This is a genomic window from Solimonas marina, from assembly GCF_012241385.1.
GTDB lineage: Bacteria > Pseudomonadota > Gammaproteobacteria > Nevskiales > Nevskiaceae > Solimonas > Solimonas marina.
Genome location: NZ_JAAVXB010000006.1, coordinates 205224 through 231707, shown reverse-complemented (window position 1 = coordinate 231707; position 26484 = coordinate 205224). Strand labels below are relative to the sequence as shown.

Sequence of the window (26484 nt, the reverse complement as noted above, 5' to 3'; positions counted from 1 at the left end):
GACAAGCAGGACTACAAGAAGACGATCAACCTGCCGGAAACTGCGTTTCCGATGCAGGCCAATCTCGCCAAGCGCGAGCCCGAGATGCTCGCGCGCTGGCTGGAGCAGGACATTTACGGGCAGATTCAGCAGGCCACCGCCGGCCGTCCGAAGTTCTGGTTCGTCGACGGTCCGCCGTACGCCAACGGTGATATTCACCTCGGGCACGCCGTCAACAAGACCCTGAAGGACATGATCGTCAAGGCCGCGCGCCTCGACGGTTTCGATGCCGCGTTCGTGCCGGGCTGGGACTGCCACGGCCTGCCGATCGAGCTGCAGGTGGAGAAGAAGTTCGGCAAGGTCGGCGTCAAGATTGACGCGCAGACCTTTCGCGAGAAGTGCCGCGAATACGCCGGCGAGCAGGTCGCCAAGCAGCGCGAGGGTTTCAAGCGCCTCGGCGTGATCGCCGACTGGGATCGCCCGTATCTGACGATGCGCCCGGCTTACGAGGCCGAGCAGTTGCGGGTACTCGCGCAGATCGTCGACAACGGCCATGTGGTGCGCGGCTTCAAGCCGGTGCACTGGTGTCTGGATTGCGGCTCGTCGCTGGCCGAGGCCGAGGTCGAGTATCAGGACAAGCAGTCGAACGCGATCGACGTGAAGTTCGCCGCGGCCGATGCCGCCGATCTGGCGTCGCGCTTCGGCGTTGCCGATGCGGCCGGCGCGGCGTTCGTGATCTGGACGACGACGCCGTGGACGCTGCCGGCCAATCAGGCGATCGCCGCCAACGCCGAGCTCGACTACGCGCTGGTCGACTTTGCCACGGCGGGCCGCGTGATCATCGCCGCCGAACTGGTCGAGGCGACGGCCAAGCGCTGGGGCGATAGCGCCACGGTGCTGGCGACCGCCAAGGGCGCGGCGCTCGAAGGCGCGAAGGCGCAGCATCCGTTCGCCGAACGCGTCGTGCCGGTCGTGCTCGGCGAGCACGTCACGCTCGACGCCGGTACCGGCCTCGTGCACACGGCGCCGGCTCATGGCGTCGAGGACTATACGGTCGGCAAGCAGTACGGCTTGCCGGTCGACAATCCGGTTGGCAGCAACGGCGTGTTCATCGACGGCACGCCGCTGGTCGCCGGCCAGCACGTGCGCAAGGCCGAGGAGCCGATCATCGAGGCGCTGCAGGCGTCTGGCGCGCTCGTGCACCTGGCCAAGATCACGCACAGCTACCCGCATTGCTGGCGTCACAAGACGCCGCTGATCTTCCGCGCGACGCCGCAGTGGTTCGTGTCGATGGACAAGGAAGGCTTGCGCGCTGGTGCGCTGAAAGCGATCGCCAAGACCGACTGGATTCCGGACTGGGGCGAAAACCGCATTCACGACATGATCGCCGGCCGTCCCGACTGGTGCATTTCGCGGCAGCGCTATTGGGGCGTGCCGCTGGCGATCTTCGTCGACCGCCAGACCCAGGAACTGCATCCGGACACCTCGGCGCTGATGCGCCGTGTCGCCGACCAGGTCGAGGCCAATGGCCTCGAAGCGTGGTTCGGTTCGACACCGGCCGATTGGGGTGTCGACGAGGCGCAGTACGAGAAGGGCACGGATACGCTGGACGTCTGGTTCGATTCTGGCGTTGCCCACCAGTGCGTGTTCAAGTCGATGATTCCGGAGGCGCTGGACGCCGACGGGCTGGCGCCGCAGGCCGACATCTATCTGGAAGGCTCGGACCAGCACCGCGGCTGGTTCCATTCGTCGCTGCTGACGTCGGTGGCGATGCGCGGCCGCTCGCCGTACAAGCAGGTGCTGACGCACGGCTTCACGGTCGACGAGCAGGGTCGCAAGATGTCGAAGTCGCTCGGCAACGGCATCGAGCCCCAGGAAATCATGAAGACGCTGGGCGCCGACGTGCTGCGCCTGTGGGTGGCGTCGAGCGATTACTCCGGCGAGATCACTTTGTCGAAAACGTTGCTACAGCGTATCGCCGAGGCTTACCGGCGCATTCGCAATACAGCCCGCTACATTCTGGGAAGCCTGAAAGATTTTGATCCAGAGGAAGATTTGGCGGCTCCTGAGCAGCTCGTGTCGATAGATCAATGGATGATCCACCGATGCCAGATAACCCAAGATCAGATCAAGGAGTGGTACGGGGACCGAGAGTTCTGGAAGGTGGCGTTTGAAATACATGCCTTCTGCAACTCTGATCTGGGCGGCCTGTATCTCGACATCCTCAAGGATCGTCTCTACACGCTGCCGAAGGCGTCGCCGGCGCGGCGCTCGGCGCAGACCGCGCTGCTGCACATCGCCGAAGCGCTGGTGCGCTGGATCGCGCCGATCCTGTCGTACACCGCCGACGAGATCTGGGGCATGTTGCCCGGCGACCGCAGCGAGCCGGTGTTCGCGCAGCCGTGGTACGTGTTCCCGGCCGTCCCGGCCACCCACGTCGACTGGACCTTGCTGCAGGCGCTGCGCGAGTCGGTGAAGAAGCAGCTCGAGACGCTGCGCGCCGGTGCTCAAATCGGCTCGGGCCTCAACGCCCACGTGACGATTTACACCGACGGTGTGGCCGCGCAGATGCTGGAGACGGTTGGGCCGGAGCTGCGCTTCTGGTTCATCACCTCGGGTGCCGAACTGGCGCCGCTGGCGAACAAGCCGGCCGAGGCGGTGCCGACGACGGTCGGTGCCGCAACGCTCTATAGCGTGGCGCAGCCGTCGACCGATCCCAAGTGCGAGCGTTGCTGGCACCAGCGGCCCGACGTCGGCGTGCATGCGGCGCACCCGACCCTGTGCGGGCGCTGCGTCAGCAATGTCGACGGGCCGGGCGAGACGCGGCAGTTCGTATGAATATGCGTTCGTTGTCGCTGGCGTACGCCGCCGGCACGGTCGCGGCGCTGGTGTCGTCGGTCGCACTCTGGGCGGCGGGGCATTTCGGTGTGACGGCAAAGCTGCACGTCGGCATCGCGCCGGTGTTGACGTTCAACTGGCTGTACCCGCGCCTGGTGATCGGTGGGCTCTGGGGACTGCAGTTGTTGGTGCCGCTGTCGCGTGGCCCGTTCGTGCGCGGCATTCTGCTGAGCCTGGCGCCGACGCTGCTCCTGTTGCTCTGGATCTACCCGTTCCACGATGGTCTGGGCTGGGGCGGCCTGCGCCTCGGACTGCTGACGCCGTTGCTGGTCTGGGCGGTCTATCTCGTCTGGGGCTGGACTGCGGTACTCTGGTCGCGCTCGACCGGTTTGTGAGGGTTTGATGTCTTTTCAGTACAAAAACGTCTACTGGCTGTGGGCGACGGCGCTGGTGATCATGCTCGACCAGATCGCCAAGCAACTCGTCGTGCGCAACATCGGCTGGTACGAGGTGGTGCCGCTGCTGCCGCACCTCAACCTGACCTACATGAAGAACACCGGCGCGGCGTTCTCGATGATGTCGAATGCTTCGCCGGTGCTGTTCGTGCTGCTCGGCGTCGGCGTCAGCATCGCCATCCTGCTGTGGTTGCGCCGTCACCCGCGCGATCAGCACATGGTGGCGGTGGCGCTGTCGCTGATCATGGGCGGCGCGCTCGGTAATGTCATCGACCGCGTGACGCGCGGCTACGTCGTCGACTTCGTCGACTTCTACGTCGGCAGCTGGCATTTCGCGGCGTTCAACGTCGCCGATTCTGCGATCACCTGCGGCGCCGTTCTGCTGGTGCTGGATACCGTGCTCGACATGTTCCGCAGCCGCAAGTCGGCAAAGGCCTCCGGTTGAATACGGCGGCCGACGCGATGGACATCCTGCTCGCCAATCCTCGCGGTTTCTGTGCAGGGGTCGACCGTGCGATCGACATCGTCGAGCGCGCGCTGGAGGTGCTCGGGGCGCCGATCTACGTACGCCATGAAGTCGTACACAATCGTTTCGTCGTCGAGACCCTGCGCGCCAAGGGCGCGGTGTTCGTCGAGGAAGTCGACGAGATTCCGGCTGGCGCGACCTGCATCTTTTCCGCGCACGGCGTTTCGCAGGCGGTACGCGAAGCCGCCGACAAGCGCGGTCTGACGGTCTTCGACGCGACCTGTCCGCTGGTGACCAAGGTCCATATCGAGGTCAAGCGCTACTCGCGCGAGGGGCGCGAGGTGGTCCTGATCGGCCACGCCGGGCATCCGGAAGTCGAAGGCACGATGGGCCAGTTCGATCCGTCGTTCGGCGGCGCGATCCATCTCGTCGAAACGCCGGAGGACGTTGCCACGCTGGTGATCCGCCAGCCCGGGCGCATCGCCTTCGTCACGCAGACGACGCTGTCGATGGACGACACCTCGCGCGTCATCGACGCGCTGCGTGCACGCTTTCCGGCCGTACATGGGCCGCGCAAGGACGACATCTGCTACGCCACGCAGAATCGTCAGGACGCGGTCAAGGAGATGGCCGACCGCTGCGACGTACTGCTGGTGGTCGGTTCGCGCAACAGCTCGAATTCCAATCGCCTGCGTGAGCTCGCGCAAAGCCGCGGTACGCCGGCCTATCTGATCGACGGCGCGCAGGACATCCAGCCGGCGTGGCTGGACGGCAAGCGCAGTGTCGGCGTCACCGCCGGCGCGTCGGCGCCCGAAGTGCTGGTACGCGATGTCGTCGAGAAGCTCAAAACCTACGGTGGCCTGCGCGTCAACGAGCTGAAGGGGCGCGAGGAGCATGTGGTGTTCTCGCTGCCACCGGCGCTGCGTCGCGCAACCAAGCCGGCTGTGTCGTCGTGAGCGGCGCCGCACGGGTGCGCTGAGCGGGCCGGACGGTGCGCGAAACCTTCGATGTCGCCATTGTCGGCGGCGGCGTGATCGGCATGGCTTGCGCCGAAGCGCTGAGCCGTGACGGTCGGCACCGTATCGGCCTCATCGAGCGCGACGAGCTCGGCCGTGCCGCATCGTGGGCCGGCGGCGGCATGCTGACGCCGCTGCCGCCTGACCACATTCCCGAGGCGGTGCGCGATCTGCTCGCAGAGAGTCTGGCGCTATACCCGCAGTGGTGCGCGCGGCTCCACGCCGAGTCCGGCATCGACCCCGAGTACTGGGACTGCGGTGCGCGCTATCGCAAGGACGACGGCACGCAGGTCGACTATCCGCGCATGGCGCAGGTTCGTAATCCGCGGCTGGTCAAGGCGCTGGCAGGCACGCTGCGGCGGCGCCGCGGCGTGACGATCTTCGAGCGAACTGCCGCCAGGGGCTGGGTGCTCGACGGCGATACAGTGATCGGCGTGCGCACCGACGACAAGGAGATTGCCTGCCGTCAGGCCGTGCTCGCCGCCGGGGCTTGGTCCGCGCCGCTCGGAGCCGACGGCGTCGGGCCGGCCAAGGGGCAGATGCTGTTGCTCGGGCCCGGCGAGCCGGTGCTGACGCGACTGCTGATCGGCGAGGACGTCTATCTGATCCCGCGCCGCGACGGCCAGATTCTGGTCGGCAGTACGCTGGAGGACGCCGGCTTCGACACGACCCCGACCGCCGCCGCCCGGCAGTCGCTGTTGGCGCGAGCGGCGCAGTTGTGGCCAGCGGTTCACGCTCGTCGCGTGGTGGCGCATTGGGCGGGCCTGCGACCGAGACCGGCCGGCGAGGGGCCACTGCTCGGCCCGCATCCGCGGCTGTCGGGCTTGCTGCTGGCGACCGGCCATTTCCGCATCGGCCTGACTCTGGCGCCCGGCACGGCGGCGCGGGTTGCGCATGCCCTGAGCCCCGAAAACGCCGTTCAGATTTGATCTACGTCACAGTTGGCGCCGTCAACTGAGAACTGGCGCACGGTTTTGACACGACTCGCTGCTTAGCATCTAAGCCATCGCCGGTCCGCAAGCGCGTCGCGCTGCAGTCGTCCGGCGCCGGGGAAGGTGGGCAATGCTAGAGAGGCGATTGAGGCCGCAGCGTGCCTCACAGATGTCTTGGCGCGGTGTGACCTTGTTAGAGCTGCTGGTCACACTGGCGGTGACGGCAGTTGTTGTCGCTATCGTCGTGCCTGCTTACTCGGCCCTCCTGTCTAGGTCGCGGTTGACGGCACAGACGAATCGGTTATTGGTGGCGATGGCACATGCACGGCAGGTCGCGGTCACGCATGGCACGTGGGTGACGTTCTGCGCTGGCAGCGTTGCTGGTGGTTGCGATGGCGACTGGAGTCGAGGGACGTGGATGGTCTTCATCGACCGCAACCATGACGGAGAGCTGGATTATGACGATCGTCCGCAATCGACGCGCTCGCAGCCATCGTGGCCGACCGACCTCAAGGTCGCTGGAAACGGACCGTTCCGCACTGCCGTAGTGTTCGGCCCCAGTGGGGCCGCCGCCTGGCGCAGTGGTGCGTTCGCGGCTGGTCGGCTACGGGTCTGCGTTGACGATGACATTGATCGCAATGCCCGCGATCTGGTGCTGATTGGCAGCGGTCGGGTCGTCAGCGAGCCGCATGACTTCGACGGCAGCTGCCCGCAGCCTTAGCTTAGGGTCGGAGCTGGTGCGCGGTACAGAAAAAAGCTGTACATCTGCTACCAACAGGTCGACAGGGCCGCGTCGCCGAGATTGTCCCGAGCGCCGGTCTGATCGAGCGTCAACGTCCCACAGGCGGAGTCCCGGCTCTGCTGGGCGCCGGCCGGCGCGGCCTGCAGCACGTACGTCGATGCGGTCGGTGTACCGCTGAAACCGTACTGGTAGTCGCCGCCCGTGTTGTCCGCCGACGCACAGTCAAGCGTCGGCAGGTCGATGGCATTGCCGTCGGCGTCGACGTAACGCAGATTGGTTGTGTAGTAGCGCTCCATGTACGTCGCGTAGCTCGACAGGCAGGCCTCCGCCGCACGGCGCTTCGACTTCGTGATCGAGCCGACGTAGGACGGATAGGCGATCGCCGCGAGGATGCCGACGATCAGCACGGCGATCATCAGTTCGATCAGCGTGAAACCGCATTGCAGGCGGTCACTGGATGTACGTTGGCTTCGCATGTCCATCACTGTGATTGTCCGAACAGCTCGCGCCAGGACAGCCGATCCAGCGCGTTCGGATTGCCAGCGGTGCCGATGCTGCTGGTCGTGGCGTTGTCGAAGCTGACGAGCATGGTATTGCCGACGAATATCGGATTGTTCGGCACCGATGAGAAGCCGACGCCGGCGACCACGTACTTGTTGCCATCGGCGTCGGTGATCATGTCGTCGTCGTCGAAGTCGCCGTCGCCGTTGGTATCGAAGAACGTTGAACCAGGAGCGGCGCCGGTGAACGGACTGATCGCCATGATCCAGCCGCTGCCGGATGGGTTGCAGGGGTCGCTCGATTCCGGGATGCGGGTGGTACCGAGCAGTAGACTGCCCTGGAACTGGTTCGGCGTCACCATGCGTTCGCCTTGCGCGCCGCTGGTCGGCGAAGTGAGATCGATGTACCAGCCCGAATAGCCGGCCATATCGTCGGGGTTGTCCGTCGAGATTGCGCGTGCGCCGAGTGATTCGGTATCCGTGTCGACCTCCTGTTCGGCGACGATGCTGCGTTGCCTGAGTGCATCGCGCCCGTTCGACAGATTCGTGACCAGGGTGCCTGGCTGTCCGGCACCGGCCTGAACGATGATGCCCCACCAGGTCTGCGTCGATTCGTCCTCGAGCTCGGATTGCGTGAGATAGCGTCCGGTGCCGAAGAACAGCCAGACATTGCCGGTGTCCGGATCCTTGCCGGCGAGCATGCCGGCGGTAATCGGCTGTGCCGCACTGCCGCTGCTCTCGGCGGTGAACAGCAACGATCCGGTGCTAGTGCCAGAGCTCAGATCGAATGACCAGACATGCCCTTTCAGATCGCCGGCATAGGCGGTCGTGCTGATGCCGTTTGTGGCACTGGCCATCCACACGGCTGGCGGGGCAAGGCCGTTGTCGGTGCTGCTATCCGTTGTCGTGTGGACGTTGAGGCTGCCGTCGCTGATCGCGAACTGCAGCAGCGCAGCCTTGCCCTGCGTACTGTTGTAGCCATTGCCGATCAGCACCGCCCAGCTGCCGTCGGCGACCTGGGCGATGACCGGTTTGCCCGTGATCTGGCCGATGTAGCTGCTGCCGCTCAAGCCGTCGCCAGAGCGACGCTCCCATAGCAGCGTCGGCGATGCCGGATTGGTGACGTCGAGCGCGTAGACGGCCTTCGACAGGCCGCGGCCGGTGGTGCCGACGACGACGCTGCGCCAGCCCTGGGTGCTGTCGAGATAGACGTCGGCGGCGGTGATTTCGCCGTCGTTGAAGTATTCGTGCGGGACGCTGTTGCCGCCGTAATTCGGATCCGACAGATCGGCAATACCGTCGAGAATGGTCGCTTCTGGCATGTAGGCGAACAGTTCCACGCCATCACTAGCGCGGAACGCGTGGAGCATGCCGTCATTGGCAGCGACCCAGATTGCGGCAGTGCGGGTGGCCTGCGTCGCGGCGAATGTCGCATAGGCGCTCGAACCGGTGAATGTCTTGCCGATGTAAAGGTTGGCATCTGGGGCGCCGACGTAAACCGGCTGTGAATCGACGATGTCGCCAAGCACGGCTTCACGAGTTCGGAAGGTGCCGCCGGTCTTGTTCTCTTCTTTACTGCTGTCGCCGCGCAAATAGCTAATGACGTTTTGCTGGATCGTCGATGTCGAGCCGAGGGCCGTCTGCTCGGCTGTCGACAGTGAACTGGGCAGCTTGAATTCAACGAATTTCGCGCCGCTGGCGCCACTGGAATTGTAGGTCCAGATATTGCGGCTGCCGGCGGCCGGCAGCGCATTCGACGCGGTCCACGATGCCGTCGATGCGATCGCGCCCGAGTCCGGATCGACGTTGAACGCCTTGAGATCGCCGCGCCAGGTGCCGGTGTAGTAGACCGCCTGATAGGTGACGGTACCGGTCTCGAGCTTGGTGCTGTTCGAGGCCAGGCTCGCGCCGGTGCCGACACGGGTGGCGACGCGCTTCAGCGCATCGGCGATGCCGCTCGAGAATGCCTGCGGACTTGTTGCTGAGTAGAATCCGCCATGGCCGTTGACCGCTGCGTGGGCCAGATCGGCGATGTTGGCGAGCGTACCGCCTGACCCGCGATTGTTGCCGTAATCCGGCTCTGGCCAGACGAAGTTCTGAATTGCCGTGCCGCCATTGGCCCAGGCGAAGACCTGATCGACTGGAATCGGCGTTGTATTGTCGGAATAGACCGGTGTGAAGCCGAGGCCGACGGTGAAGGTAGCCATATGCTGCCAGAACGCCGAATCCTCGGTGCTGGTTGGCACTTCATTGGCCATACCGGTACGGAGGTCAGAGTTCCAGTATTTCATCGCCACATCAGCCAGCGTATCGCTGTATGTCGTGCCGGTACTGGTTTCGGTATGCGTGCACTTGCCGGTACTGCTGCTGTATGCGTCGCCGTTATCGCAACTGGGCGTTGGGCTTCGGTCTGAATGTCCGTTTCGATGGCATAGGCCGTCGCTACCCAACGAATATCGATTCGGGCAATCGAGCTCGGGATCGTAGGTCGTCGTGGTTGTTGACGTGCCAATATTGCCACTGTCGGTATAAGGCTGGACCGGCGAATACGCATAGCTCTGGCTGTTGGGGCCGGTGATCGTTGCGCCGGCGCTGCCGTCGACGTCGCCGACGCCGGATGGATCGGGGCCATTGGCGAAGCCGTCGGTGGTCAGGATCGAATAGGCTTGACGGCAGGCGAGCTGCTCGGTGTTACTGCTCGATGTCTGCCAGGGCTGGTCGGTCATGTAGTACTGACCGATAGCGTTGAGCGCCTGACGCAGCGGCGTGCCGCCGGACACGCTGGCATTGACCAGCCAGTTCCAGAATTGGGCTTTTTGCGTCGAACTCGTCGAGCCATCACCGAATGGCTGGACCTTTGCAATATAGTTCGAGCCGCCGTTGAGGTTGTCCGTGTAGCTGTAGCGCGAGCTTGGGAGGCTCGAGTAGTTGCCGTTGCCGCTGCTGCCTCCGTCGATCGAGCCGAAGCCGAAGCGGATCGTCGGATCGAGTGACGAGAACGCACTCATCAGGCCGCTCTTGGCCATCAGGATGCGGGTGCGGTAGTACGAGAACCAGTTGGCGACGTTCTGCTGCGTCGCGGCGCTGTCGTCGCAGACCGCCTGATTTGCGGTCGACAGCAGGGCGCAATCGCCGGTCTGGCCGACGTAGTGGCGGGTATTGCCGGAGCCGGTCGTGTAGGTGAAGAAATACTTGTAGCTGCTGGCCGTGCAGGTGCCGCTCGACGAGCTGTAGCTGTAGCCGCTTGGACAGCTGGGTGTGGGCGTGTAATAGCTGTTATAGCAATAAGAACCGTAGCAATCTCTGCATTGTCCGGCGTGGGAGCCGGACGTCACCAGCTGGTCCCCGGTATCGCAAACGGCTGCCCCGGCGCCCGTCTGCGTCGTCACTGTGAACCGTGTGTAATACGGAAAGCTTCCGGATGGCGACGTGTAGGTCGTGATGTTCGTTGCTGTCGTGTCGAGGAAGCCGTCCTTGTAGGCGTTCGTCAACCCGGGGGAGTTCGAATAGCTGCCGCCGGCGGCATTCGGTGGCGGCGTGTAGGTCGTGTTCGGGTCGTAATAGACCTGATTGATGCTGGCGTTGCGTACGCCGTCATCGCTGGTATCGCTGAGGTAGCCCCAGTCCGGCATGTAGTCCCAGGCCATCGAGCCGGAGTCGTCGAGCATCAGCACGATGTTCGGTGCCAGCGATTGCTGGACGGTCAGCGGGCTCTGATCGATGGCGACGGCGGCCGAGGCGGACGGCGCGGTGATGATCGCGGCCAGCGCGGCGAGCCACCAGCGCGCGGCGCGTCCGGCTATCTTGTGTGCGCTGAGGTCGGAACGCTTCATGGCGACTCCCATCATTGCTTGTACATTGCCTGCAGAGTGACGACGGCACGCTCGCCGATCTCGTCCGGATCGCCGCTGCGCGCGGTGATCCGGTAATAGACGGCGGTCGTCGTGACGCCCTGCGCGCCGTATTGGGCGGCGTTGGCTGTTTGCCCAAAGCCCGTATTCGAATTCGGGTCCGAGTAGTTGCCCATGTTTTCGATGACGAACTGTGGCTGGCCCGTCGCATTCGCGGCATGCTCGAACTCACCGGTCGAGACGGTCTGTATCGAGTCCGATGGCAGATTGGGGTCGGCGAACGGGTTGGCCTGGCACACGGAGCCACCCTGTGCGCAATTCCTGGTGTACGAAGGCGCTCCAGCTGCCAGTGCAGCGGCGCCGGCCTCGAGGCCGGCCTCGGCGCTCTGGAAGGCCGTTTCGCGATCGTAGAAGTTCGCGGTCATTTTCTGCTGCGTCGTCGCACCGCGAATCGCCGCAAGGCCGATCAAGGTCACTAGAATCAGCAGGATCAGCGCCACGACAAGGGCGACGCCGGACTGCCGGTCGAGCGGTCGCCGGGGGCAAGTGCCCCACATGGAAACCGAGCTGGTGGAGCCTGGAGTCATATCCGATTGCGCAGCGTGACGGTGTACTGCAGCTGCCGGGACAGCGGGGCGGCGTCGGTACCGGCCTGTTCGGTACTGCTGAACTTCAGCGACAGCCGCACGGCGTCGACGGCAGCCCAGTCGCTCGTGCTCAGCGTGCTGGCGTCGGCGAAGGCGGTCTGGCCGTTGACGTGATACTGGATCTGCATGCCGGTGACCTCGCGCACCATTTCCTGGGCGACGGTCGTCGCATCACCACCGCTGGTGGTCAGCGCCATCCGGTACAGCGAGGTCGTGCCGACCGGGTTGTTGCCGACGTACCAGTCGACGGACTGCAGCTTCGAGACCTGCGAATTCGCAGCGAACTGATAGCTGTTGCCGGTCGCCGTGCATTGCGTCGGAAACCCGAGACCCTGCGAGCAGTTGCCCGGCGCTTGCGCATTCGGACTATTGTGCTCGACGGTTTGCGAGGAAGCTGTGTAGGCGCTGATCTGCGTGATTGCCGCGTGATCCGGATCGCAGACGATCACGATATCGCCGGCTTCCAGATCGGCCGATGACTCGTTCAGCGTGAACTTGTAATCGGCGGGCGTATCCGTGGCGATGCTCCAGCCGGTATTCGATGCGCCGATCAGTTGGACCGAATCGGTACCGTCGACGCGGTCCGCGGAACCGCTGCCGACGGCGACGGCCGGATCGGTCTGGTCACCGTCGTAGCCGTGCAGCGCATTGTCGAAATCGGCCCACCAGTCGGCCGTGCCGCCCGACTCGGCAGCTTTGGCGGTCCCGTTGTTCAGTGTGTTGCCGATACGTGCCGCGTTGCCGCATCCGGTCAGACCGGCCTGCCGGATGTCGCGCGCCATCAGCTCGAATGCGATGCGCGAGTTTTCCTGGATCTGGCTGAGCGCCGAGTTGGAACGGTACGACTGGCTGTTCGACAGGAACACCGCAGTGGCGGCGCCGATGACGAGCAGGCCGAGCACCATCGCGATCATCAGCTCGATCAGGCTGAAGCCGCGTTGCCAGCAAGGTGCGGGCGACGAAGTGCGGATCGGCGTCTTCACAGCATCGCCTTGGTGATGACGGACGTGGTCTGCTGCGTGCCGCTGCCGTTCTCGGCGGCCTTGCTGTCATCGAACTGCACGGTCACCGTGCAGATGCCCGTGTCGGCGCAGGCGATCGTGCCCTTCGTCGTGTCGGCGATACCCAGTGTCTGCCCGAGCTCGGCGCACCACTTGTGCAACTGCGTCTCGGCGAACGACCCTTCGTCCGGGCAGTCGTCCGCAGTGATGGTGCCGTTGTAGGTGCCGGCCGTGACGGCGTTGTCGCGGTCGGCGCGCATCGCATCGAGAATCGAGTAGCTTGCAACCGTCGCCATCGAACGGCCCATGGCGCTGTTGTTGTTGGCCAGCGCGCGGGTTTGCACCATCGCGATCCCCAACAGGCCGATCGACAGAATCAGTACGGCGACCAGCACCTCGATGAGGCCGATGCCTCGCTGGTTCCGCAAATGCAAATAACGGTAATCAGTGGCAGGTCGTCGGCTCACTGCTGGGGCACCCCTGATCAGTGCTGCTGAAGCTGCAGCTCGAAATGCTGCTGCCGGTCGCCATGTAGAGGCAACGATGATTGTTGTCGCTGATGCGCGACGAGGAGATGTCGGCAATCAAGCCACTGTAGGGCGCGCCGTCGCCGACAAGCGAGGCCAGTCCGTTGCCGCTGTAGGTGAGGGCGGTGACGGCATCATCGCCGGTCCCCAGCGAGAGATCGTCCGGTATGAGCGGTGCTTCGTACAGCGCTACAGGCATGGCGTCACTGTCGAGCACATACACCGCGCCCGCCTGGGAAATACAGGCGTTGCCGAGCACGCTAGTGCCGTTTTCGGCGCTGCTGTTGCTGCAGAAAATAACGGTCGTGTTGCGCCGCACCGCCTCGGCTCGCGCCTGATTGAGCGCCGCAACGAAGTCGTTGGCCGTGGTCGTCAGGCGCCCCGAGACCATGAGGTTCGTATACGCGGGCACGGCCACGGCGAGCAGAATCGCGGCGACCGCCAGCGTCACGACCAGCTCCACCAAGGTCAGGCCATTTTGTGTCGTCATGCCGTGCACGCTAGGGCCAGCGCGGTCAGGGAACTCCATGACATGCCGGCCGACGGCAACGGCCGGCCGATGAAAGGCGCACCTTCCCTGAGCTTTCCCCTCCCTGCGCATCTCGCAACGCTCCCCTGAGCGGCACTCGTGCCGATGTCATCGCGTAGTTTCAAAAGGTAGCACAAGCCGATGACTTGTATGGACTTGTACCGCAAGCTTTGTTCAAGGAACGTCCATGCGTCCTGGCGGATGGCAGCCGGGCGCACGCTTTGTTCATTTTTTGTTCGGATCGACGGCGTAGTCTCGAACCCGAGTCATTCCCAAGGACTCTTCTCAACTCTATTTGGCCCGCGCCGATCGGCGCGGGCTTTTTTTATCGCCAGAATGATCGAGACCCCACCGGCACTGCCGGCGGGGTCTCTTGGTGTTGGTGGAGCTGGCGGGAATTGAACCCGCGTCCGCCAGATCGTAGCCCTCAGATCTACATGCTTAGCCTCGTCTTTATTTTTCGTCGCCGGCTCCCGAACAGGCACGGATCGCCAGCGCTTATCCCCTTAAGGATTTAGCAGATCAGCCAAGGGCGGGCGTCACCACGAGCCGATAAGAGTCGACGCCCATTCCAGCCAGTATCGGCACTGAAAGGATGGACGCTCACCGGAGTTTAGGCGGCGAGGGCGTAGTTGGAATCGTTCGCAACTAGCTTGGTTGCCAAGAGTTTTACGAGGACCTGACACCTCGGCATGCACTTCGGGTTCCGTAGCCGGCGTCGAAACCGGTCAGCCCCGTTGTGAACCTTCAGTGTATCTCAGATGCGGCAGTTGGTGATGAATTCAAGCGGCGAGCGAGTCGGCGAAAGGGACTGGCGGGATGGACCTGTTCGGGAGACTCAGGCCGAGTGGCGCATGATCCGGTCTTTTTGGCGCTGCCAGTATCGCCGCGAGCCGCCAAGCCGCGTAGCAGCGGCGAGCGAGTCGGCGAAAGGGACTGGCGGGATGGACCTGTTCGGGAGGCTCAGGCCGAGTGGCGCATGATCCGGTCTTTCTGGCGCTGCCAGTCCCGCTCCTTGATGTCCGCGCGCTTGTCGTGTTGCTTCTTGCCCTTGGCGAGGCCCACCTCGAGCTTGGCGCGACCTTTCTCCCAGTGCAGGTCGAGCGGCACCAGGGTGTAGCCGGCGCGCTCGACCTTGCCGATCAGCGTCGCCAGCTCGCGTTCGTGCAGCAACAGCTTGCGCGTGCGCGTGGCATCGGCGATCTCGTGCGTCGACGTTTGCTTGAGTGGCGTCAGGTGCGCGCCGATCAGCCAGGCTTCGCCGCCCTTGATGACGACGTAGGCCTCGGCGATCTGCGCGCGGCCGGCGCGCAGGCTCTTGACCTCCCAGCCTTTCAGCACGAGGCCGGCCTCGTAGCGCTCTTCAATGAAGTATTCGTGGCGCGCCCGGCGATTGACGGCGATCGTCCGTTCCTGGCTGGCCGCTTCTTTTTTGCTCATGAGTCAATTATATAGTGCGCCCCCAACGGCAACGCAGTGATCGTCCAAGCTGCCAACAGGCCCTAGACTACGCCGATGAATATTCGCGAAAGCAGTTACGGCTACTGGAGTTCGCACCGCGCCTTCATGTGGGTGGCGGTTGGCGCGATGCTGGGCATCGGCAATGCGATCCGTCTGCCGTCGCTGATGGCCGAATATGGTGGTGTGCTGTTTCTGGCCGTGTACCTGCTTGGTCTGCTGCTGGTCAGCGCGCCGCTGCTGATTGCGGAGTGGATGCTGGGACGCTGGATGCGCGACGATCTGATCGCCGGCTTCGGGCGCCTGGTCGAGTCGGCGCACGCCAAGCGCATCTGGATCCTGATCGGCGGTTTGGCGCTGATCACGGCAGGCCTGGTGCTGTCGTATTACAGCGTCATCGCCGGCTGGAGCATCGCCTACGCGCTGCGTGCCGGCAGCGGCATGTTCGGCCATCTGACATCCGATGGGGCCAGCCAGGTGTTCTTGCATCTGGCCAAGGACCCCGAGCGCAGCCTGTCTTGGCACACCCTGTTTCTGCTCGCGGCCTGCGTGGTCGTGTCGCACGGCTTTCGCGAAGGCGTCGAGCGTGCGTCGCGGCGCTTGGTGCCGTTTGTGCTGGTGCTCGTGCTGCTGCTGTGTTGGTACGCGGTACGCCGCGGCGACGCCGGCGGGGCCCTTGATCTGGTCTTCACGCCGCGTTTCGACAATCTCGGCTGGCGCGGCGTCATGGAAGCGCTGCACCACGCGTTTTTCACGATGGGCCTGGGCATGGGCGTGATGATGGGCGTCGGCAGCTATTTGCCGATCGACGCCCCATTGCGCCGCGTGGCGCTGGTGGTGGTGATCGTCGACACGCTCTTCAGCCTGCTGGTCGGCCTGGCGGTGATGGCCGTGGTGCTGGCCGCCGGCCTGCAACCGACGTCCGGCATCACCCTGATGTTCCAGACTTTGCCGCGCGCGATCGGCGGTGATTTCGGCGGCTCGCTGTTCGCGGCCGGGGTCTATCTGATGACGTTCATCGTGACGATGACCTCGGCCACGGCGATGCTCGAGCCGCTGAGCCGTTACCTGATGGACCGGCTGCGCTGGACGCGCGTGTTTGCGGCAACCACTGCCGCACTGCTGATCTGGTTCATCGGGCTCGGCACGCTGGCGTCGTTCAGCGTGCTGGAGGATGCACGCCTCTGGGGGCGCAACTTCTTCGAATGGATACAGTGGCTGACCAGCAGCTGGTTCGCGCCGCTCGATGGGCTGCTGATCTGCGTCTTCGTCGTCAGCATCATGCCGCGCGACCTGCTGCGCCATCTGTGGGGCGACGGTCGGCAGTGGCTGTACCCCGTGTGGTTCTCGGCGCTGCGCTATCCGGCGCGCCTGGGACTGATCGCCGTACTCGTTTATTCGACCGGTCTGCTCGACTGGCTCGTCTCGTTGTGGGAGGGTTGAATCGCAATGCCGTCGTTGGAACGTTCCGCGCTACTCCGGCACTCGGCCCGCGACATGTTCGCGCTGGTCGGAGACGTCGAGGCCTATCCGCAATTCCTGCCGGGCTGCACGTCGGCGCGGATCGAGCATGCGCAGGGCCAGCAGGTCAGGGCGCGTCTGGGGTTTCGCGTGCGCGGCCTCAGCGACAGCTTCGCGACGCAGAACGAGCTGGGCGAACACGACATCCGCATGCGTCTGCTCGACGGGCCATTTCGTCAGCTGTGCGGGCAATGGCATTTCACGGCGCTCGACGAGCGCGCCTGCAAGGTCTCGCTGCAGTTGAGCCTGGAGTTCGGCAACCGTTTGCTGGAAATGACGCTGTCGCCGTGGATCGATCGCGCCGTCAACAACGTGATGGACGCCTTCCGTATCCGCGCCGATACGGTTTACGGCCGGGCCTGAGCGATGCGCGTGACGTGCGTCTACGCCACCCCGGAGCAGCAGTCGTTGCTTGATCTGGAGTTGCCGGACGGCTGCACGGTCGGGCAGGCCCTGCGCTACATCGACGCCGCCGCGTTTGGCTTGCAATCGATCGATGGCCTGCCGGTCGGGATATTCGGCGAGCGCGTGGAACTGGCGCAGCGGCTGCAAGACGGCGATCGTCTGGAGTTCTATCGGCCATTGCAGGCCGACCCCAAGCATGCGCGCCGCGAGCGTGTGCGCAGCGCAAGACAGGGCCGGGCGCGCTGAGCGTCCGGCCCTTGGCTTTGTGATTTAGCTCTGCTGGCCCGGCGGGGTGATCTTCACGCCGCCCGCCGGCGGCGCCGAGGTGTCGCGCTCATTCTTCTTGGAGCCCTTCTTCTCGCTGTCGACGACGCCAGTCACATCGGAGTTGTCGATGGCCTTGGTGTCGCCGTGCTGTTCCATGCCGTCCATGCGCGCCAGCACGTCGCCCTGGAAGTAGAGGCTGACGACACGTTCGGTGACCTGACCGCGCGGCGATTTGTAGTAGCCGACGTAGTCCCAGCGATCCGGCCGGAAGGCGCTGGCGGCGATCGGCGTGCCCATCAGGTAGTGCACCTGTTCGTGCGTCATGCCGAGCTTGAGCTGGTCAAGCTGCTTCTGTTCGATGATGTTGCCCTGGCGGGTCGGCAGCTTGTAAATGATCGAGCAGGCCGACAGCGCGAGCGCTGTCGAGAGAAGAAAAAGAAGACGCATCAGGATTGCCAGGCTTGCCGCGGGAAGTAGAGCAGCGATAATAACGGAAATCCCCGCCTCTAAAAGCGCCCAACGCCCCCGGACATGGAATCCGCTGACTTACGAAACGCCGGCCTGAAGGTGACGCTGCCGCGCCTGAAGATTCTCGAGATGCTCGAGACCAGCCAGGAGCGCCACCTTTCCGCAGAAGACATCTATCGCCGGTTGATCGATCTCAACGAAGACGTCGGCCTGGCAACGGTATACCGCGTGCTGACGCAGTTCGAGGCGGCGGGGCTGGTCCAGCGCCATAACTTCGAGGGCGGCCACGCTGTCTTCGAGCTCGATCGCGGCCCGCATCACGACCACATGGTTCGCCTCGACACCGGTGAGGTCATCGAGTTCGTCAGCGAGGAAATCGAGGCGCTGCAGAACAAGATCGCCGAAAAGCACGGCTTTCTTGTCGAAGAGCACAGCCTCGTGCTCTACGTCCGGCCGAAGCCGACCAAGGCCTGACGCCGGCGGCCCCAGGCCGCCGCTTCGGTATCCAGAAGGCCCGCCGTGCCGTCGGCCGTTCAGGCGCCGGCGCGCTGCAGCAACTCTCGCGCATGGTCGAGCGCCGCCTTGCCGATCTCCACTCCGCCTTGCATGCGCGCCAGCTCGGCGACGCGCGCATCGGTGTTCAGCGCCGTGATCCGCGTGTAGGTCTGCTGCTTTTGCACTTCCTTGTGGATCGCCAGGTGCGCGTGGCCTTGCGCGGCGACTTGCGCCAGATGCGTGACGCTCATGACCTGGCGGCTGGCGCCGAGCGTGCGCAGCTGCTGGCCAACGATTTCGGCGACGCCGCCGCTGATGCCGGCGTCGACCTCGTCGAAGATCATGGTTTGCGCGCCGTGCTGAGCCATTGCGGCGACCTGAATGGCCAGGGAGACGCGTGACAGCTCGCCGCCGGAGGCGACCTTGGCCAGTGGCCGCGGCGCTTGCCCGGGGTTGGCGGAGAAATCGTAGCGCACCGTGTCGCGACCGCTGGCGCGCGGCGGCGCTTCGGCATCGTGTTCGACGGCGACAATCAATTGCGCATTCGGCATGCCCAGCGTGCGCACGATCGCGCTGACCGCCTCGCCGAAGCGCTTGCCGGCTTTGCTGCGCTCGCTGCTGAGTTTGGCTGCCGCCTCGCTGTAGCGCTTCATTGCAGCCTCGCGCTCGCGCGCCAGCGCGTCCAGGCGATCAGCGGCATGCGTTGCTTCGTCGAGCTGCTCGCGCAGTGCGCGCAGATGCGCCGGCAGCTCGGCCGGCTTGAGGCGGTGCTTGCGCGCCAGATCGTGAATGGCGCCGAGCCGGCGTTCGAGCTCGTCGAGGCGTTCCGGGTCCAGATCCATGCGGTCGAGCACGCGGCGCGTGCCGTCGGCCGCTTCGCGGACCTGGGCCAATGCCGAATTGATCGCCTCCAGCGGATCGCGGAAGCCCTCGTGCAGTGGCAGCAGGCCTTCGATCAAACCCTGTGCGGTGCTGAGCTGGTCGTAGACGCTGTTTTCGCCGCCGTAGAGCAGCTCCTCGGCCTGCGCGCCCTCGCCAAGTAGACGCCCGGCATGCGCAAGCTGACGATGTTCGGCCTCCAGCGTGTCGAGCTCGTCGTCGCCGAGCGCCAGCGCTTCGAGCTCGGTGATCTGGAACTGCAGGAATTCGAGTTGCGCCGGGTCGCGGCTGCCGGCCGCACGCAGTCGTTCGAGTGCCGAATCGGCATCGGCGACCGCCTGTGCGGCAGCGGCCACGGACTTGAGTGTCGCGGCGCTGCTGCCGTAGTCGTCGAGCGCCTGGCGCTGGACGTCGCCGCGCAGCAGGGTCTGGCTCTCGGATTGACCGAAGACGTCGATCAGCATCTCGCCCAGCTCGCGCAGCGGGCCGGCATTGACCGGGCTGCCGTTGACGAAGGCGCGCGTGCGGCCTTCCGCATAAACGACGCGGCGTATCACCAGCAGGGCATCGTCGTCGGCGTCGATCAGCTCATGTTCGGCCAGCCAGCGCCGCGCCGGTGCATCGGCGGCCAGCTCGAAGCTGGCGCTGATCTCGGCCTTCTCCTGGCCGCTGCGGACCAGTCCGGCATCGGCGCGCAGGCCGATCACCAGGCCGATCGCGTCGATCAGGATGGACTTGCCGGCGCCGGTCTCGCCGGTCAGCACTGTGAAGCCGGCGGTGAAGTCGAGATCGACAGCGTCGATGATTGCGAGGTTCTTAATTGAAAGTGTTTTCAGCATCTTGTCGTGCTTTATTAAAGTACTTTCTCAGGTGTTTTCGAGTCGGTCGGACGATGCGGGGCCGCGGCCCCAGTGCAGCTTGTTACGCAGAATATTGAAGTACGAATAGTGCCGCGGGTGCACCAGCTGCAAGCGGAACGGCGCGGCACTGACCTCGACGGACTCGCCGGCGTGCAGGGTTTCGGCGGTCTGGCCGTCACCGGTCAGCATCGCCACGGTGTTCGGTGCGCCGCGCAGCGTGATTCGCACGCGCTGGCGGCTGTTGATGACGATCGGCCGGTCGGACAGCGTATGGGGACAGATCGGCACCAGGGTCAGCGCGTCGAGCCCCGGATGTACGACCGGGCCGCCGCCGGACAGCGCATAGGCGGTCGAGCCGGTCGGGCTGGCAACGATGAAACCGTCGGCGCGGTGCTGCGAGATGAATTCGTCGTCCAGCCAGCTCTCGAATTCGAGCATGCGGATCGCTGCCTGATTGCGGATCACGACGTCGTTCATCGCCAGAAAGGTTTGCGGCCGCTTTTCGCGCAGCAGCGTTGCCTGCAGCATCAGGCGGTCTTCGCGCACGTATTCGCCGGCAAAGATCGCCGCCAGCGTCTCGCGCATGTCGGCGGGTGGGACGTCGACCATGAAGCCAAGCCGGCCCTGGTTGACGCCGACCAGGGCGACGCCAGCCGGCGCCAGATCGCGCGCTGCCGACAGCAGGGTGCCATCGCCGCCGACCACGACCGCCAGGTCGCAGCGCCGCGCCAGTTCGGCGCGCGGCAGGCGCGGCACGCCCGCCGGCAGTTCAGCGCCGCTCAGTGTCATGTCCTCGACGCAGACCTCGCGGCCGAGCGTGCGCAGGATGTCGAGCAATTCCAGCAGCGTCGGCACGGCATTCGGGTCGCGCCTTTTGCCGATGATGCCAACAGTCGAAAACGTGGGCATGGGTGGGTCCGGAAAGTCGGCGCGCAAGGTATCACGAAAGCCACGACGCGCTGTGGACGTCACAGTAGCAAAATCACTATTGAAAACATCCGGAAAAAGCTTCATGTTGCCGCGCATGTCGCAACCCTTGGACGCACGCGCCGCAGAGCTGCTGAAGCTGCTGGTGGAGCGCTACATCAACGACGGCCAGCCCGTGGGCTCTCGCACTTTGTCGCGAATGGCCCAGCTCGGCCTGTCGTCGGCGACGATCCGCAATGTCATGGCCGATCTCGACGAACTGGGCTTCGTCGCGTCGCCGCATACGTCCGCCGGACGCATCCCGACCACGCGCGGCTACCGCTACTTCGTCGATGCGCTGCTGTCGCCGGAGCCGCTGAGCGACGAGGAGCATTCGCTGATCGCTGGCGAGCTGCTGCCGGGCAACCGCAGCGAGGCCGATCTGGTACGGGCGGCGTCGTCGCTGCTGTCGCGGATGTCGCGCATGGCCGGGGTCGTCACCGTGCCGCGTCGTAATCTGGCGGTGCTGCGCCGTATCGAGTTTTTGCCGCTGTCCGGCAACCGCGTGCTGACGATCCTGGTCGTCAATCAGCACGAAGTGCAGAACCGCATCATCAATACCGACCGCCCGTACGGTGCCGATGAGCTGGAGCGTTACGCGAATCTGCTCAACGAGCACTTCGCTGGCCGCGACCTCGTCGATCTGCGCAACGCGCTGGTCCAGGAAACGGCCGATGCGCAGGCGCGCGTCAACATGCTGCTGCGCGACGCGGTGGCGATTGCCGAGCAGGCACTGCGGCCCAGCGCCGGCGAGGCTGGGGACTACGTGTTTGCGGGCCGGCCGAATCTGATGGGTTTCCAGGAGCTGGCCGACGTACACCGCCTGCGCGGGCTGTTCGAGGCCATCGATACCAAGCGCGATTTGCTCGATCTGTTCGATCAGTGCCTGAATGCCGACCGCGTGCAGCTGTTCATCGGCGACGAATCCGGCTACCGAGTGCTCGACGAGTGCACCGTCGTCACCGCGCCGTACTACGTCGACGGCAAGGTTGCGGGCACCCTGGGCGTCATCGGCCCGACGCGCATGGCCTACCACCGCATCATCCCCATCGTCAGTGAAACGGCGCGCCTGCTGTCGGCGGGCTTGAAAGGCGAAAGCTGAGGCCCACATAGCGTCTAAGGGCGTGCGTGGCTATCATGTCGCCCCTTCGCGATCCGCCGTCCTGGCGGATTTTTGTCAAATCAGCCAAGCATTTCGACATGACGGATACGCCGGAACCCGCCGAAACCCCGACCGAACCGGGCTTCGACGAACTTGAAGCACTGCGCCAGCAGATCAACGACGCCGAAGCGCGCGCCGCGGCCGCCCAGGACGCGCAGCTGCGCGCCGTGGCCGATCTGGAAAATACCCGTCGCCGCCTCGAGCGCGACGCCGCCAACAGCCTCAAGTACGCGGCCGAAAAGCTGCTCGGCGAGTTGCTGGCGGTGGCCGACAGCCTGGAGCTGGGCCTGAAGGCCGCCGAAGGTGCCGATGGCTCGGTCAAGGCCATGGGCGAGGGCATGGAGCTGACCTATCGTCAGCTGATGAGCGTGCTCGAAAAGAACGGCGTCAAGCAGCTCGATCCGACGGGCCAGCCGTTCAATCCGGACTTCCATCAGGCGATGTCGATGGCGCCGAGCGCCGACGTGCCGGCCAACCACGTGCTGGCCGTCATGCAGAAGGGCTACAGCCTGCACGAGCGTCTGCTGCGCCCGGCGATGGTCGTCGTCGCGCGCGCGCCGGAATGAGTGGGCGATTGCCCGAAAATCCGCGGCAGATTGCCTAAACCTCTTGAATCCCTGCGACTTGCCTTCAGTTAGGCGGCAGGACTGAATTACAGAATTTTGGAGTCACCCATCATGGCAAAGATCATCGGTATCGACCTCGGCACGACCAACAGCTGTGTCGCGATCCTCGACGGCAACAACACCAAGGTCATCGAGAACAGCGAAGGCGAGCGCACCACGCCGTCGATCGTCGCGTACACCGACGACGGCCAGACCCTGGTCGGCCGCTCGGCCAAGCGCCAGGCGGTGACCAACCCGCACAACACGCTGTTTGCGGTCAAGCGTCTGATCGGCCGTCGCTTCGAAGACGCCGAGGTGCAGAAGGCGATCAAGCATTCGCCGTTCAAGATCATCAAGGCTGACAACGGCGACGCCTGGGTGCAGGCCAAGGACAACAAGCTCGCGCCGCAGCAGGTGTCGGCCGAGATCCTGATGAAGATGAAGAAGACCGCCGAGGACTACCTGGGCGAGAAGGTCACGGAAGCGGTCATCACCGTGCCGGCCTACTTCAACGACAGCCAGCGCCAGGCGACCAAGGACGCCGGCCGCATCGCCGGTCTCGAGGTCAAGCGCATCATCAACGAGCCGACCGCCGCGGCGCTGGCCTTCGGTCTCGACAAGGTGTCGGGCAGCGACAAGAAGGTCGCGGTCTACGATCTCGGCGGCGGTACCTTCGACATCTCGATCATCGAGATCGCCGATGTCGACGGCGAGAAGCAGTTCGAAGTGCTGGCCACCAACGGCGACACCTTCCTCGGCGGTGAGGACTTCGATCTGCGCGTGATCGAATACATCGCCAGCGAGTTCCAGAAGGAGCAGGGCATCGACCTGCACAAGGATCCGCTCGCGCTGCAGCGCCTCAAGGAAGCGGCGGAAAAGGCCAAGATCGAGCTGTCGAGCTCGACGCAGACCGACGTCAACCTGCCGTACATCACGGCCGACGCCAGCGGTCCGAAGCATCTGAACATGAAGCTGACGCGCGCCAAGCTTGAAGCGCTGGTCGACGATCTGATCGCCAACTCGCTGGAGCCGTGCAAGATCGCGCTGAAGGACGCGGGCCTGAAGGCCGGCGAGATCGACGAGGTCATCCTCGTCGGCGGCCAGACGCGCATGCCCAAGGTGCAGGAAGCGGTCAAGGAGTTCTTCGGCAAGGAGCCGCGCAAGGACATCAACCCGGACGAAGCCGTCGCCGTCGGCGCGGCCGTGCAGGGTGCGGTGCTGGCCGGTGACCGCAAGGACGTGCTGCTGCTCGACGTGACGCCGCTGTCGCTGGGCATCGAGACGCTGGGCGGCAAGATGACCAAGCTGATCGAGAAGAACACGACGATCCCGACCAAGAAATCGGAAACGTTCACGACCGCCGACGACAACCAGACGGCCGTGACGATTCAGGTTTTCCAGGGCGAGCGCGAGATCGCCAATGCCAACAAGTCGCTGGGCCGCTTCGATCTGACCGGCATTGCGCCGGCGCCGCGCGGCGTGCCGCAGGTCGAGGTCATCTTCGACATCGACGCCAACGGCATCCTGCACGTTACCGCCAAGGACAAGGCGACCGGCAAGGAGCAGAGCATCCGCATCACCGCCAACTCGGGTCTGTCGGAAGACGAGATCAACAAGATGGTGAAGGACGCCGAGGCGCATGCCGAGGACGACAAGAAGTTCAACGAGCTGATCGCGGCGCGCAATCAGGCCGACCAGATGATTCACGCCGTCGAGAAGTCGCTGAAGGACCTCGGCGACAAGGTCGAGGCGGACGAGAAGAAGGCCATCGAAGATGCCGTGGCCGGCGCCCGCGAAGCGGTGAAGGGCGACGACAAGGACGCCATCACGGCCAAGACCGAAGCGCTGGCGCAGGCCTCGGCGAAGCTGATGGAGCGCGTCTATGCCGAGCAGGGCGCGGCAGCCGGTGGGGCCGAAGGTGCGGCGCCGGGTGGCGCGCCGGGTGCAGGCGGCGCGCCGGAAGGCGATGTCGTCGACGCCGAGTTCACCGAAGTGAAGGACAAGAAGTAAGGCGTTGTGATCGCCATGCAGGACCCGAGCGCCCGGACCATCCGGGCGCTCGTCTTATTGGGGACGGACACGCGATGATCGGGAAGGGAAGACTGGAAGCGTTCAGCGACGGCGTGATCGCGATCATCATCACGATCATGGTGCTGGAGCTGAAAGTACCGCACGAGCCGACGCTTGAAGCCTTGCACGAGCTGTGGCCGACATTTCTCAGCTACGTGTTGAGCTTTGTCTACGTCGGCATCTACTGGAACAACCATCACCACCTGATGCACACCGCGCAGTCGGTCAGCGGCGGTGTGATGTGGGCCAATCTGCACTTCCTGTTCTGGCTGTCGTTGTTCCCGTTTACGACGGCCTGGATGGGCGAGAACCACTTCGAGGCGCTGCCGACGGCGCTGTACGGTGTGGTGTTGTTGATGGCGGCGGCTTCCTGGGTCGTGCTGCAGTTCGCGATCATGCGGCATGATGGTTGCGAATCGCCGCTGCGACGGGCTTTGGGGCGCGACCTCAAGGGCAAGCTGTCGCCGCTGTTGTATCTGAGTGCCATCGCGCTGTCGTTCTACCAGCGCTGGATCGCCGATCTGATCTATGTGGCGGTGGCGATGATGTGGCTCGTTCCGGATCGCCGGATCGAGTCCCCGGACTGACAAAGGCATGAGCAAGCGCCCGTGAGTAAACGTGATTACTACGAAGTGCTGATGGTCGAGAAGACCATCAGCGAAGATGGCCTGAAAAAGGCCTATCGCAAGCTGGCGATGAAGTATCACCCCGACCGCAATCCGGGCGACAAGGCGGCCGAGGATCAGTTCAAGGAAGTCAGCGAGGCCTATGAGGTTCTCAGCGACGAACAGAAGCGTGCGATCTACGATCAGTACGGTCACGAAGGGCTGAGTCGCGGCGGCGCTGGTGGTGGTGGCTTTGGTGGCGCCGGTGGCTTTGCCGACATCTTCGGCGACGTCTTCGCCGATATCTTCGGTGGTGGTGGTGGCGGCGGACGCGGTGGCCCGCGACGCGGCGCCGACCTGCGTTTCATCATGGAGCTGTCGCTGGAGCAGGCGGTGTTCGGTTCGGCCGAAAGCATCCGTATCCCGACCTGGGACGAATGCGAGAGCTGCAACGGCTACGGCACCGCAGACGGCAAGAAGGCGCCGACCTGTGCGACCTGCCATGGCAGTGGCCAGGTGCGCGTGCAGCAGGGCTTTTTCGTGCTGCAACAGACCTGCCCGAAGTGCCGCGGTAGCGGCACGCTGGTCACCGATCCGTGCCGCAGCTGCCGCGGTGTCGGCAAGACGCGGCGCGAGAAGACGTTGGAGGTCAAGGTGCCGGCCGGCGTCGATACCGGCGACCGCATCCGCCTGAATGGCGAGGGCGAGCCGGGCGATGCCGGCGCGCCGAACGGCGATCTGTATGTGCAGATCAACGTCAAACCGCACGAGATCTTCGAACGCGACGGCAATGACCTGCATTGCTCGGTGCCGATCTCGGTGGTCACCGCGGCGCTCGGCGGTCCGCTCGAAGTGCCGACGCTGGAAGGCAAGGTCGAGGTCGAAGTACCGGAAGGTTCGCAGAGCGGCAAGCAGTTCCGCCTGCGCGGTCGCGGCGTGCGCTCGGTGCGCACCTCAGGCCCGGGCGACCTGTATTGCACGGTCTACGTGGAAACCCCGGTGCGTCTGACCAAGCAGCAGAAAGATCTGCTCAAGCAGTTCGGCGAGACCCTGGGCCACGACAACAAGCACCACCCGGAAGGATCGAGCTGGCTCGGCAAGGCGAAGAAGTTCTTCGACAACCTGACGGCCTGAAGCCGAACGCAACAGCGCTTTAACCGCAGATTTCACGGATTGCACAGAAATGAAGGGCGAATACCTTCTATATCTGCGTAATCCGTGAAATCTGTGGTTCTGAAGC

25 protein-coding genes and 1 other RNA gene are annotated in these 26484 nt (G+C 64.6%); 15 read left to right on the top strand and 11 right to left on the bottom strand.

Features of this window, described 5'->3' with window-relative positions; all coding sequences use genetic code 11:
* Positions 1 to 51: 51 nt before the first annotated feature.
* From ileS to G7Y82_RS12660, 6 genes are all read left to right on the top strand, one after another.
* A complete protein-coding gene (gene ileS, locus G7Y82_RS12685; protein ID WP_240954277.1) occupies positions 52 to 2817 on the top strand; it encodes an isoleucine--tRNA ligase in 2766 nt (921 codons plus the stop codon).
* Positions 2814 to 3212 carry a hypothetical protein gene (locus G7Y82_RS12680; RefSeq protein ID WP_206370646.1) on the top strand — a complete coding sequence of 133 codons (399 nt, stop codon included), beginning with the start codon at positions 2814 to 2816 and terminating at the stop codon, positions 3210 to 3212. The genes ileS and G7Y82_RS12680 overlap by 4 nt, the downstream gene beginning before the upstream one ends.
* A gap of 7 nt (positions 3213 to 3219) precedes the next feature.
* Positions 3220 to 3717, top strand: a complete 498-nt coding sequence (lspA, locus tag G7Y82_RS12675; RefSeq protein ID WP_168148492.1) for a signal peptidase II — start codon at positions 3220 to 3222, stop codon at positions 3715 to 3717.
* Between the two features lie 17 nt (positions 3718 to 3734).
* Positions 3735 to 4694, top strand: a complete 960-nt coding sequence (gene ispH, locus G7Y82_RS12670) for a 4-hydroxy-3-methylbut-2-enyl diphosphate reductase (protein WP_168148491.1) — start codon at positions 3735 to 3737, stop codon at positions 4692 to 4694.
* A gap of 35 nt (positions 4695 to 4729) precedes the next feature.
* Positions 4730 to 5683 carry an NAD(P)/FAD-dependent oxidoreductase gene (locus tag G7Y82_RS12665; RefSeq protein WP_168148490.1) on the top strand — a complete coding sequence of 318 codons (954 nt, stop codon included), beginning with the start codon at positions 4730 to 4732 and terminating at the stop codon, positions 5681 to 5683.
* 193 nt (positions 5684 to 5876) lie between these two features.
* Positions 5877 to 6407: a GspH/FimT family protein gene (locus G7Y82_RS12660; protein WP_168148489.1), complete on the top strand. Its 531-nt coding sequence runs from the start codon at positions 5877 to 5879 to the stop codon at positions 6405 to 6407.
* 47 nt (positions 6408 to 6454) lie between these two features.
* Here the strand turns inward: G7Y82_RS12660 and G7Y82_RS21725 are convergent, their stop codons facing one another.
* The 8 genes from G7Y82_RS21725 to smpB form a co-directional block, all read right to left on the bottom strand.
* The gene (locus G7Y82_RS21725; protein WP_168148488.1) at positions 6455 to 6910 is read right to left on the bottom strand and encodes a type IV pilin protein; all 456 of its coding nucleotides are present in this window, start codon (positions 6908 to 6910) and stop codon (positions 6455 to 6457) included.
* Entirely contained in the window at positions 6910 to 10761 is a 3852-nt protein-coding gene (locus G7Y82_RS12650) for a pilus assembly protein (protein ID WP_206370644.1), read from the bottom strand. Before G7Y82_RS12650 ends, G7Y82_RS21725 begins: the two co-directional genes overlap by 1 nt.
* Positions 10762 to 10772: 11 nt before the next feature.
* Positions 10773 to 11336 (bottom strand): pilus assembly PilX family protein, encoded by a 564-nt coding sequence (locus tag G7Y82_RS12645; RefSeq protein ID WP_168148487.1) that lies wholly within the window; start codon positions 11334 to 11336, stop codon positions 10773 to 10775.
* Positions 11337 to 11362: 26 nt separating this feature from the next.
* Positions 11363 to 12409, bottom strand: coding sequence for a PilW family protein (locus tag G7Y82_RS12640; RefSeq protein ID WP_168148486.1), 1047 nt, complete (start codon positions 12407 to 12409; stop codon positions 11363 to 11365).
* Positions 12406 to 12855 (bottom strand): type IV pilus modification protein PilV, encoded by a 450-nt coding sequence (gene pilV, locus G7Y82_RS12635; protein WP_206370642.1) that lies wholly within the window; start codon positions 12853 to 12855, stop codon positions 12406 to 12408. The genes G7Y82_RS12640 and pilV overlap by 4 nt, the downstream gene beginning before the upstream one ends.
* A gap of 16 nt (positions 12856 to 12871) precedes the next feature.
* On the bottom strand, positions 12872 to 13444 hold the full coding sequence (locus tag G7Y82_RS12630) for a GspH/FimT family pseudopilin (RefSeq protein ID WP_240954273.1): 573 nt from the start codon (positions 13442 to 13444) through the stop codon (positions 12872 to 12874).
* 419 nt (positions 13445 to 13863) lie between these two features.
* Positions 13864 to 14219: a transfer-messenger RNA gene (ssrA, locus tag G7Y82_RS12625) on the bottom strand.
* 227 nt (positions 14220 to 14446) lie between these two features.
* Positions 14447 to 14923 carry an SsrA-binding protein SmpB gene (smpB, locus tag G7Y82_RS12620; protein WP_168148483.1) on the bottom strand — a complete coding sequence of 159 codons (477 nt, stop codon included), beginning with the start codon at positions 14921 to 14923 and terminating at the stop codon, positions 14447 to 14449.
* Positions 14924 to 14998: 75 nt separating this feature from the next.
* Here smpB and G7Y82_RS12615 point away from each other — a divergent pair, with 75 nt between their 5' ends.
* From G7Y82_RS12615 to G7Y82_RS12605, 3 genes are read left to right on the top strand one after another with little or no spacing between them, the layout of a single operon-like run.
* Entirely contained in the window at positions 14999 to 16384 is a 1386-nt protein-coding gene (locus tag G7Y82_RS12615; protein WP_168148482.1) for a sodium-dependent transporter, read from the top strand.
* Between the two features lie 6 nt (positions 16385 to 16390).
* A complete protein-coding gene (locus tag G7Y82_RS12610; protein ID WP_168148481.1) occupies positions 16391 to 16825 on the top strand; it encodes a type II toxin-antitoxin system RatA family toxin in 435 nt (144 codons plus the stop codon).
* 3 nt (positions 16826 to 16828) lie between these two features.
* The gene (locus G7Y82_RS12605) at positions 16829 to 17113 is read left to right on the top strand and encodes an RnfH family protein (RefSeq protein WP_168148480.1); all 285 of its coding nucleotides are present in this window, start codon (positions 16829 to 16831) and stop codon (positions 17111 to 17113) included.
* A gap of 24 nt (positions 17114 to 17137) precedes the next feature.
* Here the strand turns inward: G7Y82_RS12605 and G7Y82_RS12600 are convergent, their stop codons facing one another.
* Complete coding sequence (locus G7Y82_RS12600) at positions 17138 to 17581, bottom strand: outer membrane protein assembly factor BamE (protein ID WP_168148479.1); 444 nt, start codon at positions 17579 to 17581, stop codon at positions 17138 to 17140.
* Positions 17582 to 17665: 84 nt separating this feature from the next.
* Between G7Y82_RS12600 and fur the strand changes: the two genes are divergently transcribed.
* Positions 17666 to 18076, top strand: coding sequence for a ferric iron uptake transcriptional regulator (gene fur, locus G7Y82_RS12595; protein ID WP_168148478.1), 411 nt, complete (start codon positions 17666 to 17668; stop codon positions 18074 to 18076).
* Positions 18077 to 18135: 59 nt separating this feature from the next.
* Here fur and recN read toward each other — a convergent pair whose 3' ends face one another.
* Both recN and G7Y82_RS12585 read right to left on the bottom strand, forming a co-directional pair.
* Positions 18136 to 19815: a DNA repair protein RecN gene (recN, locus tag G7Y82_RS12590; protein WP_168148477.1), complete on the bottom strand. Its 1680-nt coding sequence runs from the start codon at positions 19813 to 19815 to the stop codon at positions 18136 to 18138.
* Between the two features lie 27 nt (positions 19816 to 19842).
* Positions 19843 to 20745: an NAD(+)/NADH kinase gene (locus G7Y82_RS12585; RefSeq protein ID WP_168148476.1), complete on the bottom strand. Its 903-nt coding sequence runs from the start codon at positions 20743 to 20745 to the stop codon at positions 19843 to 19845.
* Positions 20746 to 20860: 115 nt separating this feature from the next.
* Here G7Y82_RS12585 and hrcA point away from each other — a divergent pair, with 115 nt between their 5' ends.
* From hrcA to dnaJ, 5 genes are all read left to right on the top strand, one after another.
* The gene (gene hrcA, locus G7Y82_RS12580) at positions 20861 to 21904 is read left to right on the top strand and encodes a heat-inducible transcriptional repressor HrcA (protein WP_168148475.1); all 1044 of its coding nucleotides are present in this window, start codon (positions 20861 to 20863) and stop codon (positions 21902 to 21904) included.
* A 98-nt stretch (positions 21905 to 22002) separates the two neighbouring features.
* On the top strand, positions 22003 to 22530 hold the full coding sequence (gene grpE, locus G7Y82_RS12575; protein WP_168148474.1) for a nucleotide exchange factor GrpE: 528 nt from the start codon (positions 22003 to 22005) through the stop codon (positions 22528 to 22530).
* A gap of 111 nt (positions 22531 to 22641) precedes the next feature.
* Positions 22642 to 24579 (top strand): molecular chaperone DnaK, encoded by a 1938-nt coding sequence (dnaK, locus tag G7Y82_RS12570; RefSeq protein WP_168148473.1) that lies wholly within the window; start codon positions 22642 to 22644, stop codon positions 24577 to 24579.
* A 77-nt stretch (positions 24580 to 24656) separates the two neighbouring features.
* Positions 24657 to 25226, top strand: a complete 570-nt coding sequence (locus G7Y82_RS12565) for a TMEM175 family protein (RefSeq protein WP_168148521.1) — start codon at positions 24657 to 24659, stop codon at positions 25224 to 25226.
* Positions 25227 to 25247: 21 nt separating this feature from the next.
* Positions 25248 to 26378 (top strand): molecular chaperone DnaJ, encoded by a 1131-nt coding sequence (gene dnaJ, locus G7Y82_RS12560; RefSeq protein WP_168148472.1) that lies wholly within the window; start codon positions 25248 to 25250, stop codon positions 26376 to 26378.
* Positions 26379 to 26484 lie beyond the last annotated feature (106 nt).

Bases quoted from the DNA above. Each gene is read 5' to 3' on its own strand.
- ileS (WP_240954277.1), top strand. From the start codon at position 52: ATGCAGGCCAATCTCGCCAAGCGCGAGCCCGAGATGCTCGCGCGCTGG.
- G7Y82_RS12680 (WP_206370646.1), top strand. From the start codon at position 2,814: ATGAATATGCGTTCGTTGTCGCTGGCGTACGCCGCCGGCACGGTCGCG.
- lspA (WP_168148492.1), top strand. From the start codon at position 3,220: ATGTCTTTTCAGTACAAAAACGTCTACTGGCTGTGGGCGACGGCGCTG.
- ispH (WP_168148491.1), top strand. From the start codon at position 3,735: ATGGACATCCTGCTCGCCAATCCTCGCGGTTTCTGTGCAGGGGTCGAC.
- G7Y82_RS21725 (WP_168148488.1), bottom strand. From the start codon at position 6,910: ATGGACATGCGAAGCCAACGTACATCCAGTGACCGCCTGCAATGCGGT.
- G7Y82_RS12650 (WP_206370644.1), bottom strand. From the start codon at position 10,761: ATGAAGCGTTCCGACCTCAGCGCACACAAGATAGCCGGACGCGCCGCG.
- G7Y82_RS12645 (WP_168148487.1), bottom strand. From the start codon at position 11,336: ATGTGGGGCACTTGCCCCCGGCGACCGCTCGACCGGCAGTCCGGCGTC.
- G7Y82_RS12630 (WP_240954273.1), bottom strand. From the start codon at position 13,444: ATGACGACACAAAATGGCCTGACCTTGGTGGAGCTGGTCGTGACGCTG.
- smpB (WP_168148483.1), bottom strand. From the start codon at position 14,923: ATGAGCAAAAAAGAAGCGGCCAGCCAGGAACGGACGATCGCCGTCAAT.
- G7Y82_RS12615 (WP_168148482.1), top strand. From the start codon at position 14,999: ATGAATATTCGCGAAAGCAGTTACGGCTACTGGAGTTCGCACCGCGCC.
- G7Y82_RS12610 (WP_168148481.1), top strand. From the start codon at position 16,391: ATGCCGTCGTTGGAACGTTCCGCGCTACTCCGGCACTCGGCCCGCGAC.
- G7Y82_RS12605 (WP_168148480.1), top strand. From the start codon at position 16,829: ATGCGCGTGACGTGCGTCTACGCCACCCCGGAGCAGCAGTCGTTGCTT.
- G7Y82_RS12600 (WP_168148479.1), bottom strand. From the start codon at position 17,581: ATGCGTCTTCTTTTTCTTCTCTCGACAGCGCTCGCGCTGTCGGCCTGC.
- fur (WP_168148478.1), top strand. From the start codon at position 17,666: ATGGAATCCGCTGACTTACGAAACGCCGGCCTGAAGGTGACGCTGCCG.
- recN (WP_168148477.1), bottom strand. From the start codon at position 19,815: ATGCTGAAAACACTTTCAATTAAGAACCTCGCAATCATCGACGCTGTC.
- G7Y82_RS12585 (WP_168148476.1), bottom strand. From the start codon at position 20,745: ATGCCCACGTTTTCGACTGTTGGCATCATCGGCAAAAGGCGCGACCCG.
- hrcA (WP_168148475.1), top strand. From the start codon at position 20,861: ATGTCGCAACCCTTGGACGCACGCGCCGCAGAGCTGCTGAAGCTGCTG.
- grpE (WP_168148474.1), top strand. From the start codon at position 22,003: ATGACGGATACGCCGGAACCCGCCGAAACCCCGACCGAACCGGGCTTC.
- dnaK (WP_168148473.1), top strand. From the start codon at position 22,642: ATGGCAAAGATCATCGGTATCGACCTCGGCACGACCAACAGCTGTGTC.